17 protein-coding genes are annotated in these 20,551 nt (G+C 52.0%); 10 read left to right on the top strand and 7 right to left on the bottom strand.

All coding sequences use genetic code 11. From position 1 onward, the window contains the following. The first annotated feature begins 2 nt into the window (after positions 1–2). The 4 genes from RI501_RS02640 (at position 3) to RI501_RS02625 (ending at position 3,697) form a co-directional block, all read left to right on the top strand. Entirely contained in the window at positions 3–629 is a 627-nt protein-coding gene (locus RI501_RS02640; RefSeq protein WP_313820233.1) for an ABC transporter permease, read from the top strand. Between the two features lie 13 nt (positions 630–642). After that, positions 643–1,572: an osmoprotectant ABC transporter substrate-binding protein gene (locus RI501_RS02635; RefSeq protein ID WP_313820232.1), complete on the top strand. Its 930-nt coding sequence runs from the start codon at positions 643–645 to the stop codon at positions 1,570–1,572. A 1-nt stretch (position 1,573) separates the two neighbouring features. After that, positions 1,574–2,236 (top strand): ABC transporter permease, encoded by a 663-nt coding sequence (locus RI501_RS02630; RefSeq protein WP_313820231.1) that lies wholly within the window; start codon positions 1,574–1,576, stop codon positions 2,234–2,236. Positions 2,237–2,371: 135 nt separating this feature from the next. Beyond that, positions 2,372–3,697: a hypothetical protein gene (locus RI501_RS02625; protein ID WP_313820230.1), complete on the top strand. Its 1,326-nt coding sequence runs from the start codon at positions 2,372–2,374 to the stop codon at positions 3,695–3,697. Positions 3,698–3,801: 104 nt separating this feature from the next. On the opposite strand, the gene RI501_RS02620 is transcribed toward RI501_RS02625, so the two are convergent. The 3 genes from RI501_RS02620 to RI501_RS02610 form a co-directional block, all read right to left on the bottom strand. Then, entirely contained in the window at positions 3,802–5,544 is a 1,743-nt protein-coding gene (locus RI501_RS02620; RefSeq protein WP_313820229.1) for a phosphatase PAP2 family protein, read from the bottom strand. Between the two features lie 172 nt (positions 5,545–5,716). Then, a complete protein-coding gene (locus tag RI501_RS02615) occupies positions 5,717–7,456 on the bottom strand; it encodes a phosphatase PAP2 family protein (RefSeq protein ID WP_313820228.1) in 1,740 nt (579 codons plus the stop codon). Positions 7,457–7,758: 302 nt separating this feature from the next. Further along, complete coding sequence (locus RI501_RS02610) at positions 7,759–9,306, bottom strand: hypothetical protein (RefSeq protein WP_313820227.1); 1,548 nt, start codon at positions 9,304–9,306, stop codon at positions 7,759–7,761. Positions 9,307–9,483: 177 nt separating this feature from the next. Here RI501_RS02610 and RI501_RS02605 point away from each other — a divergent pair, with 177 nt between their 5' ends. After that, complete coding sequence (locus RI501_RS02605) at positions 9,484–10,128, top strand: nitroreductase (RefSeq protein ID WP_313820226.1); 645 nt, start codon at positions 9,484–9,486, stop codon at positions 10,126–10,128. Between the two features lie 48 nt (positions 10,129–10,176). On the opposite strand, the gene RI501_RS02600 is transcribed toward RI501_RS02605, so the two are convergent. Next, complete coding sequence (locus tag RI501_RS02600) at positions 10,177–12,444, bottom strand: excinuclease ABC subunit UvrA (RefSeq protein ID WP_313820225.1); 2,268 nt, start codon at positions 12,442–12,444, stop codon at positions 10,177–10,179. Between the two features lie 81 nt (positions 12,445–12,525). Further along, positions 12,526–12,843: a hypothetical protein gene (locus RI501_RS02595; RefSeq protein ID WP_313820224.1), complete on the bottom strand. Its 318-nt coding sequence runs from the start codon at positions 12,841–12,843 to the stop codon at positions 12,526–12,528. Positions 12,844–13,062: 219 nt separating this feature from the next. On the opposite strand from RI501_RS02595, the gene RI501_RS02590 reads away from it, so the two are divergent. After that, positions 13,063–13,581: a DUF1440 domain-containing protein gene (locus RI501_RS02590; RefSeq protein WP_313820223.1), complete on the top strand. Its 519-nt coding sequence runs from the start codon at positions 13,063–13,065 to the stop codon at positions 13,579–13,581. A 21-nt stretch (positions 13,582–13,602) separates the two neighbouring features. Beyond that, entirely contained in the window at positions 13,603–14,919 is a 1,317-nt protein-coding gene (locus RI501_RS02585; RefSeq protein WP_313820222.1) for an MFS transporter, read from the top strand. Between the two features lie 387 nt (positions 14,920–15,306). Here RI501_RS02585 and RI501_RS02580 read toward each other — a convergent pair whose 3' ends face one another. Then, entirely contained in the window at positions 15,307–15,852 is a 546-nt protein-coding gene (locus RI501_RS02580; RefSeq protein ID WP_313820221.1) for a MarR family winged helix-turn-helix transcriptional regulator, read from the bottom strand. Positions 15,853–16,527: 675 nt separating this feature from the next. On the opposite strand from RI501_RS02580, the gene RI501_RS02575 reads away from it, so the two are divergent. Further along, positions 16,528–17,553 carry an IS30 family transposase gene (locus RI501_RS02575; protein WP_043023465.1) on the top strand — a complete coding sequence of 342 codons (1,026 nt, stop codon included), beginning with the start codon at positions 16,528–16,530 and terminating at the stop codon, positions 17,551–17,553. Between the two features lie 731 nt (positions 17,554–18,284). On the opposite strand, the gene RI501_RS02570 is transcribed toward RI501_RS02575, so the two are convergent. Next, complete coding sequence (locus RI501_RS02570) at positions 18,285–18,707, bottom strand: cytidine deaminase (protein WP_313820220.1); 423 nt, start codon at positions 18,705–18,707, stop codon at positions 18,285–18,287. 127 nt (positions 18,708–18,834) lie between these two features. Here RI501_RS02570 and RI501_RS02565 point away from each other — a divergent pair, with 127 nt between their 5' ends. Then, positions 18,835–19,764: an IS30-like element ISLpl1 family transposase gene (locus RI501_RS02565; RefSeq protein WP_313819825.1), complete on the top strand. Its 930-nt coding sequence runs from the start codon at positions 18,835–18,837 to the stop codon at positions 19,762–19,764. Between the two features lie 178 nt (positions 19,765–19,942). Next, the gene (gene lepB / locus RI501_RS02560; protein WP_313820219.1) at positions 19,943–20,527 is read left to right on the top strand and encodes a signal peptidase I; all 585 of its coding nucleotides are present in this window, start codon (positions 19,943–19,945) and stop codon (positions 20,525–20,527) included. Positions 20,528–20,551: the final 24 nt, after the last annotated feature.

Here is a 20,551-nt window from a genome sequence, read left to right as displayed (position 1 = left end):
CCATGATGCACTTCTTAGCAACCTACGGGACCCAGCTGATTGCCAAGACCGGCCAACACCTTTATATTTCGGCGTTTGCCTTGGCCTTAGGCGTCATCGTGGCGGTGCCCTTAGGAATCTTACTGACGCGGATGAAACGGGGCGCCAACCTAGTGATTACACTGGCTGGGGTGCTGCAAACCATCCCCGCCATGGCGTTACTGGCCATGATGATTTCCATCTTCGGGATTGGTTCAACTCCCGCCATTGTGGCGCTCTTCATTTATTCGCTGTTGCCCATCTTACGGAACACCTACTTAGGCATGCAAGGGGTCTCCCCGACCGTTCGCGACGCCGCAAAGGGGATGGGGATGACCTGGTGGCAAGCAATGTTGCAGGCCGAGATTCCACTGGCCGCCCCGGTCATCATGTCCGGCATTCGTCTATCGGCGACCTACGTGATTGCTTGGGCCACCCTGGCCTCGTACATTGGTGCTGGAGGGCTAGGTGACTTTATCTTTAACGGGTTAAACCTGTATCGTTCCGACCTGATTTTGGGCGGCTCGATTCCGGTCATCTTGTTGGCCCTATTGGTCGACTACCTGTTAGGGAAAGTCGAATTCGCCGTTACGCCCAAGCAATATAAATAGGAGGCCTGTCTTTATGCAAAAACGTTTACGTCAATGGCTGGCCGGACTCCTGGTCGTCATTTTACTGCTGCCATTGGGCGGCTGTGCGCTGCCCGGCCTGGGTGGTTCTGGTAAGAACACGGTCCGCATCGCCTCGCAAAACACCACCGAACAGCAAATCATGGCCTACGTCATTCAAGGAATGATTGAACACTACACCAACTTAAACACATCCATTATCAACAACTTAGGCTCCGGAAATGTCAGCTTCAACGCCCTTAAGAACGGGAACGCCGACATCTCCTCAATTCGTTTCTACGGAACCGATCTGACCACCATCTTAAATGAAAAATTCGAGCGCGATCCCCAGAAGGTGATCACCACGGTAACCAAGGATTTTCAGAACCGTTACCAGATGACCTACTTTAAGTCTTACGGCTTCGCCGACACTTACGCGTGGATGGTCAAACCGGCCTACGCCAAAAAGTATCACTTGAAGACCGTGAGTGACCTCAAAAAGTTAGCGCCTAAGATGACGGTCGGGATCGACCAAATCTGGCAAAATCGTCAAGGAGACGGGTATCCCGCCTTCCAGAAGGATTACGGTTACAGTTTTGGAACGGTTAAACCCATGCAGACCGGCTTACTCTACGACGCATTAGCTGCCGATAAGATGGACGCCATTTTAGGTTATTCCACCGACGGCCGGGTGGCCAGCTACCATCTGAAGCTACTCAAGGACGACCGGAACTTCTTCCCGCCGTACAACGCCAGTGCCGTCACCACTAATCAGATTCTGAAGCAACACCCCGAATTGCGGGGTGTCTTGAACCGGTTGGTCGGCAAAATTTCGTTAAAGACCATGCAAACGTTGAATTACCAGGTCGATGACGAACTGGAAGAACCTCAAACCGTCGCCAAGCAATTTCTAAAGGATCACCACTACTTCGAAGGGGGGCAATAAGATGAAAGACATGGATCTTTGGGGACAACTAATTTACTACTTTTCCCACAACGGAATGTACGTCCTCAGCCAATTTAACCAAACCTTTCTGGTCTCCATCTACGGCGTGCTCTTCGGGGCCATCGTGGGGATTCCGATTGGAATCTGGATCTCGCAACACCGGCGGCTCTCTCCGGTCATTATCGGAATCGCCAACGTGATCCAGACCATCCCCTCGCTTGCGATGTTGTCCATCTTGATGCTCGGCTTGGGACTAGGTCAGAACACCGTCATTGCCACGGTCTTCCTCTACTCCCTGTTGCCAATCATCAAGAACACCTATACCGGGATGCTCAGTGTCGACGCCGACGTGCTCGACGCCGGTAAGGGCATGGGGATGACCCGCCTGCAAATCATGACCACGATTCGAATTCCGCTATCCCTATCCGTCATCATTGCCGGGATTCGTAACGCCCTGGTCTTAGGGATTGGGATCACCGTGATTGGGTCGTTCATCGGGTCCGGCGGTCTGGGCGACATCATCGTCCGGGGGACCAACGCGACGAACGGTGGGGCCATCATCTTAGCGGGGGCCCTGCCCACCGCCCTGATGGCCATCATCACCGACGTCGTCCTCTCCTTTATTGAAAAACGTTTAACGCCCAAGACTTCTTCGGAAGCCTAGGCATCGACACGTCGCTGGTTTTCCGGCGGCGTGTTTTTTATGCCGTAAAATTTATGAGGCCCCCGACTAGCTGTTACGGGGCCGAGATTGCTATACTTAACCTATACCTGAACTTGCCTAAAGGAGGCTGTGGCCGTGGAACGCCTCAAACAAGCGGGCATTGATTTTTCGGTGGGAACGCTGAACTTTTTAGCCAACACCGGTGTCATGTTGCCCTACATTCTACTTTTATTCCAGTACCAGAAAACCCAAAGTACGACCTATCTCGTCGCCCTGGTGACCGTCTATATCTCGCGGGCCGCCAGCATCTTCTACACCAAGCGGTTGAATCTGCGATCCAGCACTTACTTGATCATCACGTTGGTCTTCGGGGCCCTGGGAAGCCTTCCCTTCGCCCTAACCCAATCGTTGGGCTGGCTCATCTTCGGGAGTATCCTGTGGGGTTACAGTGCGGCCACCATCTGGCCGTACTTTCTGACTGTTAAGCTCCACCTGGCCCACACCACGTCGTTTAAGATGAAGCGGGTGTACTGGTTAGTCTTCCTGGGATTGATTGTGTTACTAGAGCTCGACTTCGTACTGAAACTCAGCTTTTCGTTAACTTTCGCCTTGCTGGCCATCCTCAATCTTGCCGCGTTACCCGGGGGACTGTTGCTAAACGAGTTCACCCACGACTTCTATCGCGGTCAACCCAATCAGCGCCACGGGCTTAAGCAATTCTGGCGTTGGTGGTTGTCGGTGGTTTTCTTCGCCGCCATTGCGGTCCTGACCACGTTACGCAAAGCCAACCTCGCCCTCCCGGCCTGGCTGACGCTAGTGATTATCCTGGTGGCCTTGGTCATCGCCTTGATTGAGCTGTACGCCGATCGACGTAAGCTACGCGAATTTAAATTGCGCTTACTGAACCGGGGCTTTCTCCTCAGCTTCGTGTTATTGTTTAGTAGCTTCATGGCCTACTTCTACTGGGGAAAGCTAGGAATGTACCTCATCTTCGTGGCTTACCTGATCGGCTTTGAAGGGGGGGCCGGCATCATCGCCGCTTTAGCGCATCACGATGCCGCTCGTCAGCACCACCTAAGTGGCACCCTCCTAATTCTGGGGCACCTCCTAGTCTTAATTCCCTGGAAGTTTCCGTACTTGTTGGGCTTACTCTTGATGGCCCTCTACATTGGGTACGATAACCCCACCATTAATCACGATATGTACGAATCCCAGGTGGTCGATAACGACACGGCGATGATTGATAAATACCGCTTCTCAACCGCCGGCGGGTTGCTCTGCCAGTTGTGCTTATTCGGCTTACTGGCTTTGATTGGTTGGCTAGGACAAGTTCCCATCTTAGGGTTCTTTAAGCCCGCGAACGCTACCAGTTGGTGGTTATACACTTGGGCGGTTAACTGGCCGCTAACCTTAACGTCACTGGCCTTATCCGTTGCCAATCTCCGTTCCAAACGCAGTTAACCCACCAGCGTGAATCCCAAGTAGTTAGTAATCCTTACCGTCAAAAATGGCCATTTTTGAATTTAAACGGAACTAACTACCCGTTGCTACGGGGTTCGTGGTGGTTAGCCGCGAACTAATTCCAAACTGTGGGCGTGGTACTTAACGTGCCAGCCTTGTGGTAAGCCCTTGACGTGGGCAAACTTCCCCTTCAGGCTCCCAAATCTTAAGAGCACCTGGTGGGACTTGAGATCTTTAGCATTAGTGATGGTTAACGTTCCGGCTAACTGGGCCTTGCCCCGAATTTTCATGGCCGTGGCTTTGGTCACCGTTAATGCCAACGTCCCGTGCTTGCTTTGGTGGTAGCTCTTTTGTAATTTCGCTGCCGTGTTAGTGGTTAACGTCCCACTCTGCACGGTCACGTTGCCTTGTCCCGCCGCGTTTTTCGCGTTTAGATCTAATTGGCCAGCGGTCACCTGAATCCCACCTTTAAAGGTGTTATTCCCCGTCAAGGAGAGATCCCCGGAGCCCTGCTTAATCAACTGGCCGGCCCCGCTAATGTCGTTACGCCAAGTATCATGCGCGTTAAAACTTCCCTTAGCGGCGTCCATGTTAACCTTAGTCGTCGCTAACAGTTGGCCGTACCCGTTGGCGGCAGAGAAGAGGTCTAAGCGGCCCCAACCTTCGGCATCATCCAACAGGTGGTACCCGGAAGGTAGGCCAGTCGTTGCCAATACGGCCCGGCGTTGACGGGCATCTAGGTAAGGCAGCCGGGTGGCTAACAAGACTTCAGCACCCTTGGGTACCCGCATCGCTTGATTCTTGTCACCGTCTTGCGGTAACCCGTAAGTCATCCGGTAACGGTAGTTTCGTTGATTCTCTTGGTAATTACTGTAGTCGTCTTGCGCATTAACCAATGGACTACTCTGCAGTAAATCGGTGTGGGCTTCAGCATAGGCCCGCTTCATAACTTCCTGGTTAGCGGGATCGTTCAGGACACTAGCCGTCACCGCGGTCCCAAACATCCGACCACCCATCACTGCTAGTGGGGAGTGCCGCCCGGCCAAGACACGATCGTATCCCATTTCTGAGGAACGCGTTACCAATTGTTGAAAGCGTTCTGGGAAAGCATAAGCTAACATTTCTCCGGTCTCAAATCCGGCTGTGGTATGGCCACTCGGGAAGTCAAAGTCCCCGTCTTTGGGTGAAGCGGCCATCACGTTGACCAGATAAGGATTGGGTAAAACTTCTTTACTCAATTTGTATGGCCGCTTGTATTTAAAGGTATTCTTTGGCACCCCGGTACTCCCATAGGATCCCCGGGTTAATTCAACCAACTTGACCATGTCACCTAACTTAGAATTGGGGTCCGCCCACTTCACCTTGGAATAAGGGGTAGTCGCTGGTTGCGGCTCGGTCGGAATGGCGTTGTAGTCGGTTTTAGCGTTGGCATTCTGAATGAAGGCGGCCGCGTACGGTCCCAAGCCCGAAATTAAGCTGTATGACAGGGAGCGACGATCCGTCAAGAAGGACCGGTTAACTTCCGCGTTGGTTCGGTTCTGGGTAATCTTCGCGGCAATTGCCGTGTTTTCGTTCAGAAAAGTTGGGTCCAGTTGCCCCTTTGTGGGTGACCAGTACTTCGAAAAGTTGTTCAACAGTCCATAAGCGGGATTCGTGCTTGGGGTCTTGTTTTGCTTCGTGTTGGCTCGATAGCTGTCCACGTAAAACCCATAACTGGCCTCGTGTGGAGCGATCAACTGATCAACCGGGTTGACGGCCTTCGCTTGGGCCACCGGGGTCATCATCGGTAGCAACACCAGTACCGTTGCCAGTGCCGCACCGAGTCGTTGTTTCTGACGCATCATCATATCAAATTCCTCCCTACTCCGTTTGGTTATCGCGCTAACCTGAACCTAGTGTACCCGTATCCAGCCCTTATTTGGGGCGCTTTACGGAGTCTGTACATTCCCCCCATCAAACCTTTACGTTCATAAAAAAATATCTATGCAACGATTAACCATTGCATAGATATTTTTATTTTTAGCCGCGAACAGCTTCTAAATGATGCGCATGGTAGACCACGTGCCAGCCTTTAGGTAACCCTTGAACTCGACTAAACTTCCCGCGGTGCTGTCCGAAGACCACAATCTTTTGGTGGTTCTTCAGGTGCTTCGTGGTCAACTTCAACGTTCCGGCCAATTGCGCTTTACCCCGAATCTTCAAGGCCGTGGCCTTGGTCACCGTCAGCGCGAGGGTGCCCCGCTTGGCTTGTTGATAACCCTTTTGGATAGTCAGCGGCGCTTTAGCCGTTAACGTCCCGCGTTGAACCTTCAATGGCCCCCGACCGGCGGCATCCCGGGTGGTCAAAATCACTCGCCCACCGTTAACCTGAACGCCCCCCGTAAAGGTATTGTGTCCCGCCAACGTTAACGTCCCGGTACCCTGCTTAATCAAGCCACCGCGACCAGCAATGTCGTTACGCCAAGTGTCGCGGGCACTAAAGCTTCCCTTAGCGGCGTTCATCGTCACCTTCGTCGTATCCAAGAACTTACCGAACCCGTTGGCCGCCGAGAAGAGGTCCAACCGGCCCCAGCCTTCAGCATCGTCCAAGACGGGATAGCCGGAAGGCAACCCGGTCGTGGCGAGGACGGCTCGCCGTTGCGCGGCACTCAGGTAAGGCAGCCGCGTTTCTAAGAGCACCTCGGCCCCCTTAGGCACCCGCATAGCCCGCGTCGTATCCCCAATTTGTGGTAAGCCGTAGGTCATCCGGTAGCGGAAATCTTTCCGGTTCTGGGCGTAGTTGCCAAACTCATCGTGACGATCAACTAAGGGACTCTTTTGCAAGGCGTCCGAGTGAGCGTTTTGATAGGCCTGCTTCTTCAACGCCGCATTGGCCGGGTCATTCAAAACACTGGCAGCTACCGCGGTCCCAATCATCCGGCTCCCCATCACGGCTAACGGCGTGTGTCGCCCTGCCAGCAACCGGTCGTACCCCATCTCAGAGGAACGGGTCAACAACTGTTGGAACCGTTCTGGAAAGGCGTAGGCCATGGTTTCGCCCACTTCAAAGGCCGCCGTACCGTGGCCACTAGGGAAATCATAGTCGTTGGCCGGAGCCGTGGCCATGACGTTGACTAGGTAAAGGTTTTGTTTGACCGTTTCCGGGCTCTGTCGGTATGGTCGAACGTACTTGAAAATCTGCTTGACGACCCCGGTATCACAGTACGGGGACTGACGAGCCTGATTCACCAGCTTGACCATGGGTCCCAGCTTTGAGTTGGGATCAGCCCACCGTGCCGTACTCCAGGGCGTATCTCCTGGAATGGGCTTATCTGGCATCTTCGGGTACCAAGTTTCGGTGTTACCGTTCTCCTTAAAGGCATTCTCGTAGGGACCTAAGCCAGATAGCATCCCGTATTGGAGCGTCCGTTGGTCCGTAAAGAAGGACCGTTCCACCTCGGCTTGAGTCCGGGTCTGCGTGGCCTTGGCCACGATGGCCATGCTTTGATCTAAGATGGCTGGGTTTAACTTTCCCTTCGTAGGTGACCAAAGTTGATAGAAATTTGACAGCAAGCCCAGTCCCGGATTGGTGCTGGTCGTCTGATTTTCCTTCACATTATGCTTATATTGATCAACATAAAATCCGTATTCCCCCGGATGTGGCGCAATGGCTGTTTGCGTGTCCGTAGTTTTGGCGTGGGCTGCGGGGGCCATCAATGGTAATAAGACTAGCGCCGTGGCGAGCGTGACGCCCAGTTGCCGTCGCTTACGTTTCAACATGCTATCATCAATTCCTCTCGACTCGTTTATGGAGCTAACCAGCCACCTAGGCTTTGCAAGCTGAGTTAACCTGGCATTTAGTTTACGGGAAAGGGCCCGCAAAATGGGGGAATTTACATTTCTTGTACCATTATCAAACTGAACCTTTACTTTCCCATAAATCCCTAAATATGAGAACACTTTCAGCGAGCGCATTCATAACTTTAATCGTAAGCAGCGGGCGCCCCCAGGTGGTTAACTGGTGTGCCTGAAACCCAAAAGTGACCATTATTTCCAAACTGGGAATAATGATCACGCTAACGTTATACTTCATTTTCTGGTGAATCGGTTAATAAGTTTTGCAATAATTGCTGGGTGGCCGCCTGCCGCCCCTGTCGTTGATCCCGTTGCTGTAGATAATACTGTTCCAGTGCCGACAACGTGACCGCTTCGGCCGCCGGCGGCAAAGCGTACAATCGTTGATAGCGCGCCTGCACCGTCGCCCAATCCGTCGTCGCTTGCCCCAGATGGCGTAACTGCTGCGGGGTCACGTGATTCTTCTTAGCTGGGACCCAACCGTCCACCGGTTGGGCCACCAATCGCGTCTGAAAGGCCTGCCGCAACGGCTCGGGCCAACTAGTTGGGAGTTGAACCGGTCGCGTCACGTGTGCCCTAAACGCGGCCAGTTCTGCATAAATGGTCGCCGGCAACTGACGCCCCTCCCAGGTTTGGCGTAGCATCGCCAACTGGGCACGCCGTTGTGCCGGTGTTAATGCCAGCCCCAACGTCGCGTTGAACACATCATCGTTCCAATCACGTTGTCGTTGTTGGGCCAACGACCGTGCCCGGTCGTCCAGATCCGCTACCAAATACCGGGGAACAATCTGTAGCCGCTGAGCCTTAATTTTCCCCTGGTGCGTAAATTCGGTGGCCATCACGCCCAATTGATAAGCGTTGACCAAGTGCTGAACTGCCGCGGGAACCTCAATGTGGGTTAGTTGGGCTTTAAATTCAACCAGCGGCAATCGCTCCACCAGCACCGTGGCGACCCGGTTCAACCACCGCTGGTAGTCCGCCGACTGACGTAACCGTTCCTGAGCCGTATCCTGAGCCCGATCAGCCTGTTGCCAGGCCCGTTGTTGTGCCTGTTCGGCAACTTGGCGGTCCCGCGCATCTCGGGTGTGTCGTTGCGCCACCGCACGTTGGTGGGCCTGGTGATCCAGTGCCTGTAATTGGGTATAGCCGCGTAAGTCAGGGGCCAATTGTGAGTCCGGTAAGACCGTCGTGCGGTGCTTCAGATACCCCGTCACCGTGGTCTGCGTCCCCCGTCGAACCCGTGTCTGTTGCGCACGATGACGTTTGGGCAAATCTGGCAACGCGTCGGGTGCCCAGAGAATCTCGGGCACCTGAGGATAGCGATCCGTCAACTGATCATACTGGGCCACCGCGTGAAAATTATCTTCGGTGGTAATGGTCATCAAGTACTGCAGCTCGTCGCTCATAAACTTTTTAACGCATTCGGAACCCACCACAATCTCGCGACCGTTTAGGCGCAACACGACGTGGTATTCGTAGCGCACCGGCAAATGACACAGCGCACAATGGCGCCAGTCTCGCCGCTGCTCACTACCGTTCACCTTATAGGGTAAGCGTGCCAACAGCTTCCATGCGGCACTTCCGGCGACCAACCAATCGACCCGGTTAGCCGCCAAATCGGCCTTCGCGCTCCGTGTCAAAAAATCACTGGTGGTCTTAACCGTCGGGTGGTCTCGCAGCTGAGGCATCAACCGTGTCAGTGCCGGAATGGACAACGCGGGATAGCTCAATTGTAGGAACCGGTTTTCGGCCGGCGTTAAAATCGTGGCGGTCATCCGGTCACGTCCTCTCATTGCAGAATGTTCTAAGCATAGCATAATTTCGCCGGCAAAAGAACGTACGTTTTGTATCATTTTTAAGTAATGGTTATACAAAGTTATTGCATTCACCCAAACGGACTCGTAAACTATAAAATGTTTAATAGTCAGAATCATCGAGGAGGAGACTTAAACATGGAATTTGCTAAAGTTTTACAACGGCGACGGGCAATTCGCCACTTTAATACCGATCCACTTAGTATCAACACCTTGCACTCAATCGTGGCGGCGGCCCAGCAGGCCCCGTCCTGGGGAGATTCGCAGCCATGGCGGGTGACCATTGCCACCGGGGACACCTTGGCACGAATCAAAGCGGCGCACCGGCAACAGGCCTTAGCTGGCGTTAAGGGGCACGCCGAATTAACGGCCGTCACCCCCATCTGGCCAGTAGTCTCACGTGAGAACACCCAGACCTGGTTGACCGGTATTCACGCCTTTTTAGGGGATCAGGCCTCCCGGCTAGACACCATTCAGGCTGAGTTATTTGACGCACCCGTCTTGGTCTATTTGACCATTCCGCAAGGTTCACCCGTTTGGTCGGTGTACGATCTAGGGGCCTTCGGGCAGACACTCATGCTGGCTGCCGCCGACTACGGTGTTGATTCAATGCCGGCTTACGAGATTATTAAGTACCCAGACATCGTTCGTCAGTTCACCGAACTCCCGGCCGACCAACTTTTGGTCATGGGCATTGCTTTAGGTCACCAGCAAGTTGACCGTCTAAACAATTACCCCACCGGTCGTACCGACACCCACCAAATTCTAACTATCAAAGACTAAAAACGTGAGACCCGCATCCCCTAAGGGAAGGTGGTCTCACGTTTTTAATTATTCTGCAATCCACTGTTTCAAGGCGACGCCAGTCCGCGAGGTTGGCACGTCAATCGCCCCGCGTGGAACGCCGCTATACTGGATCTGACCGCCGTACCGGCCGGCGTCCGGACCCACATCGATCAGCCAGTCGGCCTGGCTAATCACCGCTAAGTTATGTTCGATAATGATCAGTGAGTTGCCCGCCGCGACTAACTCGTTAAAGAGCTGGAGTAAGCGTTCGGTATCCTGCAAATGTAGACCCGCCGTGGGTTCATCCAACAGATAAACCGTTCCCTGCTTGCCCAGTTCGACCGCCAACTTCAAACGCTGGAGTTCCCCGCCAGACAAGGTAGTCAGCGGTTGAATCAGCGTCAAGTAGCCTAAACCGACCCGGTCCAGGTTAGCCAACTTGGTCGCAACTTTGGGCGTCTCGGCAAAGAACTCGCTAGCCGCCGTGACCGACAGTTGTAAGACCTCGGCAATCGTTTTGCCGTGGTAGGTGTACTGTAGGGCGTCTTGGCTGTATCGTTGGCCGTGGCAGAGTTCACAAACCTGCACGACCGGGTCCATGAAGGCCATGTTGGTAATGGTCACGCCTTTGCCCTTACACCGGGGACAGGCGCCCTTGCCGTTATAGCTGAACCACCCGGCCGCCACACCATTGGCCTTGCCGAACAGTTGCCGAATGTCGTCTAAAATCCCCAGATAGGTGGCCGGCGTCGAGCGAATGTTAATCCCCACCGGCGTCTGGGCCAGGTCGATGTAATCGGTCTTCAGCTGCCGCTTAATCGCGGTGACCAGTGAACTCTTCCCGGACCCGGCAACCCCTGAGATCACGCTCATCACCCCTAGCGGAATGTCGACGGACACGTCTTTTAAATTATTCTCCGTCACGTGGTGCAGACTAAGCTGGCCCTTGGCCGACCGTTCCGGTCCCCATGTGTGCGGCCGCCGCAACCACTTGCCGGTCAACGTATCCGAGGCGAGCAGCTCGGAATAGGTCCCGGTAAAGGTCACCTGACCGCCGCGGTGACCGGCTTTTGGCCCCATTTCCACCACGTAGTCGGCGATGGAGAACATGGCCGGGTTATGCTCGACCACTAGAATCGTGTTCCCCTTTTCCTTCAGCCGGGTCAACGCCTGCTTGATCAGCTGGATGTCGTGGGGATGCAGGCCCACACTGGGTTCATCCAGGATATAGACCATGTCGACCAACGCGCTGGTCAGGTACTTGGCAATCTTGATCCGTTGGGCTTCCCCACCGGACAACGAACTGGTCCCCCGGTCGAGGGTCAGATACCCCAAGCCGATGTCGACCAGCGACTGAATCTTGGTGGTCAGTTCCCGCACCACGTCGGTCGCTAACGGTACGGTGATGGCCCGCAAGAAGGTCAGCACGTGATTTAAGTCCATGGCCGAGACCTCCGCGATATTCTTGCCATTAATGTGATTGGTCAGCACTTCGGGGCGTAACCGGGTCCCGTGGCAGGCGGGACAGGGTTTGCGGGTCACAATGGCCGCGATGGCTTCGCGGTGGTGCGCCGCTTCCTTCTTGCCGATGATCGACCGCCGAATTCGGGGCACCAGACCTTCGTAAAGCGCCGTACGCGGAAAGCCTTCGCCCGGGTGCGCCAATTTCTGTTGCGGTGCGTGCATCAGCAACTCGTATTCGTCAGCAGTGTAGTCCTTAATGGGCTTATCGTCGTCGAAGAGGCCGCTGGTCGCGTACCGCCGCCAACGCCAGGTGTTCGGCGCAAAGCTGACGAAGGTAATGGCGCCCTGATTCAAGGACTTCTCCGGGTCGATTAGTTGGCTTTCGTCAATGTCGTCGACGTAACCCAATCCCTGACAAGCCGGGCACATCCCCTGGGGTAAATTAAACGAAAAGGTGTCGGAATAACCAATAAACGGTTTCCCGATCCGCGAGAACAGCAACCGTAACAACGAATAAATTCCGGTATACGTGGCTAACGTTGACCGGGCATTTTTCCCCAAACGCTGCTGAGCAATCACGATGGCCACGGGTAGGTGGTCGATGTTGCCGACGTGCGGTTGACCGTACTTAGGTAAATATTGTTGGGTAAAACTAGGAAACGTTTCGTTGAGTTCGCGCCGTGAAGCCGCCGCAATCGTATCGAAGACTAACGACGACTTTCCCGAACCGGATAGCCCCACGAATACCGTGGTGCGATACTTGGGTAAGCGTAAGCTAACGTGCTGCAGGTTATTTTGCGTCGCATCCTGAACGTCAATGAACCCGCGATCAAATACTTGAGTTGCCATGGCAATCTCCTCTCCGTGTCTCCGAAAAAACATCACCATTTTAGTGTAGCACGCCGACAACTAGATGACCGGGCTAACGGCTTAACGGGCCTGAGGATTGTTACTCAGCGCCCGACTCACGTAGATTAACCCGTAACGTTGAACCCGATAATGGGCCACAAATTCCGGTCGCCGCGCGTTGTACAAGTCATTAGAACGATAGGTATACTTGGCCGTCAAAATTCCGGGACGGGTGACGGCCTGGCGCCAGATTTTGGCCCGGACGGCCGTTTGTACCGGATGGCTGCCACGTAACCGGTATAGCAGCGTTAAGCGGATACTGCCCTCCGGCGTACACAGAACGTAGGCCACAAAAATGGCCAGGAGTATCAGTCCCAGCCGGGTTCCCCACTTCTTCATATGGATCATCCTCCTCAATGTCTTTCAGTTTAGCATGTTCTAACCGGCAATAATTAATAATTTAATAAAGGACGGGGGATTCCCACCGAATTCCACCAATGTATAATTGTATATCTTCAGCTCAATACTCCTCAGTCGCCGCCGAACAAGCAAAATTTAGCAACTCTACCGTTAAAACGCTTATACTCAAACTAGTTCGATTGAAGGGAGTTTTTGTCAATGTCCATCTTTACCCATCATCCATTAAATCTATCCGCCGCCATTCTCGCAGGAGGAGCCGCGGGGCTGATTTCCGGCCTAGTTAAGCTGGGTTGGGAGAACGTCTTGCCCCCACGAACCGCGGCCCGCGACGCTACTAATCCACCCCAGACGCTACTCCAGCAGTTGGGCGTCCCCGAGAAGATCACCCACGCCACCTACCACTATTCCGGTCACGCCCTACCCTGGGTCAGCTACGTGATTCACTTCGGCTTCTCGACCACCTTTGCCGTGCTCTACCAGATTGTCGGTGAAAAATTACCGTTCATTAAAAAGGATGCTGGTACCTGGGTTGGCCTAACGATCTGGATTGCCTTTCACCTGGGGATCATGCCGGCCATGGGGACCGTCCCTTCCGCTAAAGATCAACCCACCAGTGAGCACGTCTCCGAAGCCCTCGGTCACGTGGTCTGGATGGTGACTAACGACCTGGTTGGCGCCGAAGTCTATCGGCGGTTGGTTGCCCAAAGTCGCAAGTAACCCCTAAGGAGGTCTGACCACATGCAAGCACCTTGGCAAACCAAGTGGCCGGAACGGATCAGCTACGGGATGAGCGATGCCGCGGATAACCTGGTTTTTCAGATGATGACCACTTATCTGCTCTTTTTCTATACCGACGTCTACGGTCTTTCCGCCAGTAGCGCCGCCATCCTCTTCATCGTCGCGCGGTTGGCCGACGTGGTCGAAAGTCTCATCATCGGCATCATGATTGATCATACCCACTCACGCTGGGGGAAAAGCCGCCCCTTCTTTCTGTGGTACGCACTGCCCTACGTGACCTTTGCCGTGCTGACCTTCGTGACGCCACCGTTTGGTCCCACCGGTAAATTGATCTGGGCCTACGTCACCTACCTGGGGCTCGGTTTCTTCTACACGGCCGTTAACCTCCCCATTACCTCGATTCTGCCCACCCTGAGCCACAACGAACAAGAATTAACCTTGTTGGGGGTCATCCGGCAGTTCGGCGGGAGCGCCGTCCAAATTATCGTTGCCGTCTTCACCCTACCTCTAGTGGCCTACTTTGGTCGCGGCAACCAGCAACGGGGCTTCCTGCTAACCATTGCCGTTTTCGGGGGCATCTCGTTAATCCTCATCTGGAACACCTTTTTTCAGGTCCGGGAACGGTTCACGACGCCCGCCCACACGCGTCAATCCTGGCGATCCGTCGGGGCCATGTTGCGCCAAAATCAGCCTTGGTTGGTGATTTCGGGCGTGATTCTATTATATTGGCTGACCACGGCCATTAAAAACCAAACCACCATCTACTATTTTAAGTATTTGCAGCACAACGAAGATTTGGTGCCCATTGCCAACGGCTTCACCTTCGCGGCCCTCATCGGGGTCGTCTTAATCATTCACGCTGCCGGCCACTGGGGCAAGAAACGCACCATGTTGGGCGGAATTGTCCTCGCCCTAGGCGGCCAGGCCATCCTTTCCATTGGGGTGACCGTTAACCAACTTGGGTTGATTTTCACCGGTACCTTTATCAACGCCATCGGTAACGGCCTGATTATCGGCTTGGTGTCCATCATGATTGCCGATACCATTCGCTACGGCGCTACCTTGGGGATTCAGGCCGAAGGAATTCTGGCCTCAACCGATGACTTTGGCGTCAACGTGGGCCTGGGACTAGGTGGCCTGGTAACCGCCGGACTGTTCCACCTTTCCGGCTACGTCGCTAACCGGCCACAAAACCTGGCCACCCAGCATATGATTATCTTGAACTACGCCTGGCTGCCCTTGGTGCTCTACTTGGTCATGCTGGTCGTCCTCTTATTCTACGATGAACACCGAATTCAAACGGCCTTACAGCCCTGATACCAGTTGGTTGGCTGGCACCAGGGCTAAAAAGGGCTTATTCATGCAAACTGCTACGACGAGTCTGGGATAAAAATCCCAGGCTCTTTTTGTCTCCGGACATCTGGTGTCGAAACGTGCGCCAACTGGCGATTCAATCAGTTTGTTTGTTCACCTAACCATCCCTACATCCAATGGCGCACATTAACGCAAAAAAGGAGCCTGGGACAGAAGCCCCGAGCTCTTCAGTGTCTCCGAATATTTAGTGTCGAAACGTGCGCCAAAAGGCAGCTGGTTCCGCTTAACCCCGTAAGCCAAGCAATCCAAGTTCAGGATTGTCCGTCTTACGACGTTAATGCTCACCAGCTAACCGCCTTCTGTCCCACTCTCTCATGCTTCAATTAACAATTAAAGGTTGCCTAAGCGACCATGGTTTTCACTGTGCCGGTTAGAATTACGCCGCTTATCATGGAGACTATCAAACCCGACAAAGCCAGCGGCAATCGCCCGTTCGTTAGCCTTGTGCAACACATCAATGAAGTGTTCCGCTTCATCGCGACCAAAGAAACCTAACCACCGATGGAAGCGTTCCGCCGTGGCTTGGGCGAGATTGCGTTGTACCCGACTCCCCGCCGCCGTCAACGTGATGTACTTCACCCGGCGATCGTTAGGATCCACCTTTTGCATCACGTAGTTTTCCTTTAACAGGACGTTGACCTGACGCGCAATGGCACTCTTTGATACGCCTTCTAGCTTAGCCAATTCCACCAAGGTTTGACCATTCTTGCTGCGGGCCACGTTTTCCATCACCATGTAGGCTTCAAACGTCAAATTGTACTTTTGCGTTGGAATGGAGACAAAATCGCCAATATACTTAAAAATATGCATGTATAGGTCATCAAATTCTTGCTTCAGTTGTTCTTCAGTTAGTGCCTCGTTCGTCGTTTCAGTCATTATTTTTCCATTACTCCTTTTAATAGCTTCTACTCGTCGCCGTTACTGGTCCCGCGCGCCACCACGGTGGTGTCAAGGATTGCTGTTGTTACATCACGTCGGTGATCCATGGTGCTAAGTATGTCATCTGGCGGACAGTTAATTGTTGAATTAGCTTATCCCCTAAGATTCAAAATAAATGGTTTCCTGTCCAGAACATATGTTCTATAATAGATATCAATCTTGTAACCAAGGACGTGACGAATCCAATGCAACTTTATCAGCAAATGCGAGCATTACTCCAAACGGCATACCAAAATAACCAAGTAACCTCACTTATATTTAATGGCACAATGTACACGGGAACTGTCGACTTTCTCACCCCGCAGACCGTTTATCTCGGCCTGCGGGCAGGACGTTCCTGTCAGTTACCCCTCACACAGATTAGCCAGGTTCAATTACACCAATTACAACCCTGGTGGTATCTTTACGATTGATCGACAATATCCCCCTCATAGTATCTCCTCTCAGTCATAAAAAATAAACCCTTTTTTTAATATTGTCGGAACTTTCTTTACCTCGATTTAAAATTGAAGTGCAACACCTGCTCTACTAGACCAGTTCTTTATTCAGACTAGTCAAAAAGGCCATGAAGACCTATTCTTAATTCACCACAAACAAGAAAGAGGTATCTTCATGACCCGAATTAAGAATATCATATCTAATCAGTATCACCAACTCAATTTAGCTGAACGTGGTCGAATTGAAGCCCTAAGGGGCTTAGATTGGTCCATCCGCCGGATTGCCAAGGCTCTTCATCGTAATCCCAGTACGATTTCGCGTGAATTAAGACGGGGGACAACAACACAGATTAACGCTAATACTCGTATCTTCGAACAGTCATATCTGGCGGAAACTGGCGAAGCAGTTTATCGTAAGCACCGGCTAAACAGCTGTTATCGTGGACTCTTTGATCACTGTCAAACCTTCTGTAATGCTTTGGTTACAGCTTTAAAAGCTCGCCCCAGAATGCATAGTGTGGATACTTTTGTTCACCAATTCAAGACTAATTACCCAGGAGTTGTCTGTCCCTCAACACCGACGGTGTATCGATACATTGATGACCAGCGTTTAACTATCCGTAATTCAGACCTACCAGCTAAACTCCGTCGCCGAGTCAAACGTCCCGGAACAAAGCATCACCGAATCAATAAGAAGAATCTGGGCCATTCAATCGAAGAGCGTCCCACTGTGGTTCAAGCACGTCAAGAGCTTGGACACTGGGAAGGTGACTTGGTCAAAGGTAAACGAGTTGAATCTGAGCCAGCATTAATGACTTTGACTGAACGTGTTAGTCGTTTAGAAATCATCGTTAAACTTCCCAATTATCATGCCGACACTTGCTTGAAAGCCCTCCAGAACACCTTATATGACTATGGAACTGAGTACTTTAAAACCATTACTTTTGATAACGGTGCCGAGTTCTCAAGCTTGAGCCAAGTGGCGGGAACGGACATCTACTTTGCCCATCCTTATTCACCATGGGAACGCGGAACCAATGAGAACACTAACGGCCTTTTGCGCGAGTTCTTCCCGAAGGGTAGATCCTTGGTTTTGGCCTCACTCATTGATATTCAGCTGGCTCAGGATACCTTAAACAACCGGCTGCGGCGTTCATTAAACTATCGTTGCCCAGCCGATCTAATGCCTGAACTAGCTTAGCAACTAGACCACTTCTAAGAATAGATTCTTAGTGTTGCACTTGATTTGACAATTGAGGGGAACTTTCTTTACAATTTACGCTGTAAAAACATTCTGCAGCACATTGTTTCCCCAACCAAGGTTTGAAGCGAACCGCAATTTAATTGGTCCATTTTACCCAGTAACCTAGGTTCCATTATAACGCCACCCCCTTGTGAAAGGTGACCCCACTTTGCTCCATATGGTAACAATCCAAACCTTGTACAGGATGACTAGTTCTTGCCCACTAACTTTCGGCATTTAAAATTTCTGATTTAGCCCAGCTTTGGTTTAGACCAATGGCCGTTTTTAAGGACTAGTTCTCCCAAAAACGCCTATGATTTAGAGTTGTTGCTCCGGTTTGGTCATCTGATGACCAATTTAGGGTTAATCCAGCCAATATCGTTCCCCCGCTTAACTGTAAGCATCGAAATTACGCCAAACTGGTCTAACCGTTACCTCCCGTTAGGGTCCCCGGAACCTGTAATTCTAGACGACCTTCACAACTCAGATTGGTACATCGCCAAAGCCCACCACGACTGTCGCTACTTCTCCCCCGTTGGTCCCCACGCATTTCCGGCGCTGCTCAATGATCGGTGGTCGGTGGCGTAACGTTCCAGGAAACTTATGCAAGGTACGGGTAACTTCACAACCAAAGTTCCCCGCAAAAAAAGCCTAGGCGCAGGCCTAGACTTCAGTCGTGTCGTATGTAACTACTCCAAATCCACAAATGCGCCCGGTAAGACGCCAGCCACCGTGGTTTCCACGAAAGCCCCCTTCTGATTAGTCAAGTAGACCGGGGCGTCTTGATCGAAGAATTCAGCAATGACTTGCCGACAAATCCCACAAGGAGCAATCGGCCCATCCGTATTCCCGGTAATCAGAATAGCCTTGAAGTGCGTTTCCCCCGCCGCGATGCCAGAGAAGATGGCCGTCCGCTCCGCGCAGTTAGTCGCCCCGTACGATGCGTTTTCAATGTTACACCCACCATAAACTTTGCCGCTGTCGCCGACGACCGCCGCCCCAACGTGAAAGTGTGAATATGGGGTGCCCGATCGAGCATTGCCGTTGCAACTTTCAGAAGTTCCGTTTGATCTGCCATGGTATTTCCTCCTTAGGTTAAAACCGATTAACACCCTCATTGTGTCATAATTTCATTGAAATGGTAGATTGTAAAATTAATCCGAACGCTGTTCGGACAAAAAAGATCAGCTTCCTTTAAAATGGTGTTTACCACAAACCCATCTTTTAGGAGCTGATCTTTTGTCTAGTATAACCTATTCCGAACGAATTAAAATCGAAACCTTTTGTGAACTAGGGCTGTCCAATATCCAAATGGGCGTTCGGCTGAACCGATCACCGTCAACAATTTCTTATGAATTATCTCGATGTCAACCTTATCAGGCTGAATTAGCACAAACAGATGCCGAATACAAGCGATCACGATGTGGTCGGAAAACTAAGCTGAGCGATGAGTTAAAGCAAAAAATTCTCAACCATTTACGTCTAAGCTGGTCACCAGGAATGATTGCTCACGAATTTAAACTAGCTACTAAATCTATTTATAATTGGCTAAATCAGGGGAGAATTGATTTCTCCTTGAATGATCTACCTGAACATGGCGTACGCCAACGGCGTAACGTTGACCAACGATCCAAATATAATCAATCTTTGGGGCGATCAATTGAACAGCGTCCCATGATGATTAATCAACGTAATCGCATCGGCGATTTTGAACTAGATACAGTCGTTGGTCCTCGTGGGCATAGTAAGGCAGTTTTATTAACTTTAATCGATCGAAAATCACGGTTCCTTTGGGCATACCGGTTAAAAGATCGAACGACAGCGAGTGTTAATGAAGCACTGACTAAGTTCCTAACAACTTTTAATGGACCGGTGCACAGTTTTACTGTGGACCGTGGTACTGAGTTTAGTGGGCTAGTATCATTTGAATCACAATATGGTATTAAGACCTATTACTGTCATGCTTATACGCCAGCTGAACGTGGTAGTAATGAACGCTTTAATCGGAATTTACGTTATTTTTATCCTAAGGGGACTCGTTTTGAGCACATTAGTGCTCAAGATTTAACGACGACGTTACTCCAAATTAACCAGCGACCGCTTAAAATACTCGACTGGCAAACACCGTATCAGGTTATGCTGACCAATTTGTCCAAAAATTCGGATTAAATTTGCAATCTACCAAATCGCTACCATTTGAACAAAATTTCTCATCCGTTCTGCCATTTTTTTCAAGAACTCCCGCCTGGCACCTAGAAAAGCCTTAAGATTTCCCGACAATCAGCGGATCAGTGGCGGCCTATGCTACAATAATGACATCTTTTGTGAATGGGAGTCTTGAGGAATCATGAAATTATTGCGAAGTATCCTGAGCTGGGTGGTACCAATCGTCATCGCCGTAATCCTGGTAGTGGGCATCCGAACCTATCTTTTTGAGGTGGTACGAGTCTCGGGGGACTCCATGACCCCCAACCTGGCCGATAAGGAGCGCATGATTGTGGTCAAGCCCCTGACCATCAAACGACTTAGCGTCATCGTCTTCGATGCTTACGGCGAGGACCCCAACGCCACGCCCGGCACCAACTACGTCAAGCGCGTGATTGGTCTTCCCGGCGACAAGGTCGTCAGCAAGAACGGCTACATTTACGTGAATAACCGCAAGATCAACCAATCGTTCATCAGTCCCACGGAACGCACTGCGGGCACTGGGAACTGGACTCTTAGTGAACTCGCCCAGGAACATCACTGGAAATACACCGGTAATGCGGTGCCTAAGGGCCACTACTTCGTCTTAGGCGACCACCGTAGCGTCTCCGAAGACAGTCGGGCCTGGGGCTACGTCGACGCCAATAAGGTCATGGGCGTGGTCAAGATCCCGTTCTGGCAAACCACGGCCACGTATCGCCATAACGTGAATCAACTTGCCCAATAAAACACCAGAAAAGCACATCTCTAC

This window comes from Levilactobacillus zymae (genome assembly GCF_032190635.1).
Taxonomy (GTDB): Bacteria; Bacillota; Bacilli; order Lactobacillales; family Lactobacillaceae; genus Levilactobacillus; species Levilactobacillus zymae_A.
Note: the sequence above shows the minus strand (reverse complement) of the source record. Positions and strands in the feature narration are given on the sequence as shown.

Bases quoted from the DNA above. Each gene is read 5' to 3' on its own strand.
- RI501_RS02580 (WP_313820221.1), bottom strand. From the start codon at position 15,852: ATGACTGAAACGACGAACGAGGCACTAACTGAAGAACAACTGAAGCAA.
- RI501_RS02640 (WP_313820233.1), top strand. From the start codon at position 3: ATGATGCACTTCTTAGCAACCTACGGGACCCAGCTGATTGCCAAGACC.
- RI501_RS02630 (WP_313820231.1), top strand. From the start codon at position 1,574: ATGAAAGACATGGATCTTTGGGGACAACTAATTTACTACTTTTCCCAC.
- lepB (WP_313820219.1), top strand. From the start codon at position 19,943: ATGAAATTATTGCGAAGTATCCTGAGCTGGGTGGTACCAATCGTCATC.
- RI501_RS02615 (WP_313820228.1), bottom strand. From the start codon at position 7,456: ATGTTGAAACGTAAGCGACGGCAACTGGGCGTCACGCTCGCCACGGCG.
- RI501_RS02575 (WP_043023465.1), top strand. From the start codon at position 16,528: ATGACCCGAATTAAGAATATCATATCTAATCAGTATCACCAACTCAAT.
- RI501_RS02595 (WP_313820224.1), bottom strand. From the start codon at position 12,843: ATGAAGAAGTGGGGAACCCGGCTGGGACTGATACTCCTGGCCATTTTT.
- RI501_RS02620 (WP_313820229.1), bottom strand. From the start codon at position 5,544: ATGATGATGCGTCAGAAACAACGACTCGGTGCGGCACTGGCAACGGTA.
- RI501_RS02610 (WP_313820227.1), bottom strand. From the start codon at position 9,306: ATGACCGCCACGATTTTAACGCCGGCCGAAAACCGGTTCCTACAATTG.
- RI501_RS02635 (WP_313820232.1), top strand. From the start codon at position 643: ATGCAAAAACGTTTACGTCAATGGCTGGCCGGACTCCTGGTCGTCATT.
- RI501_RS02590 (WP_313820223.1), top strand. From the start codon at position 13,063: ATGTCCATCTTTACCCATCATCCATTAAATCTATCCGCCGCCATTCTC.
- RI501_RS02585 (WP_313820222.1), top strand. From the start codon at position 13,603: ATGCAAGCACCTTGGCAAACCAAGTGGCCGGAACGGATCAGCTACGGG.
- RI501_RS02600 (WP_313820225.1), bottom strand. From the start codon at position 12,444: ATGGCAACTCAAGTATTTGATCGCGGGTTCATTGACGTTCAGGATGCG.
- RI501_RS02605 (WP_313820226.1), top strand. From the start codon at position 9,484: ATGGAATTTGCTAAAGTTTTACAACGGCGACGGGCAATTCGCCACTTT.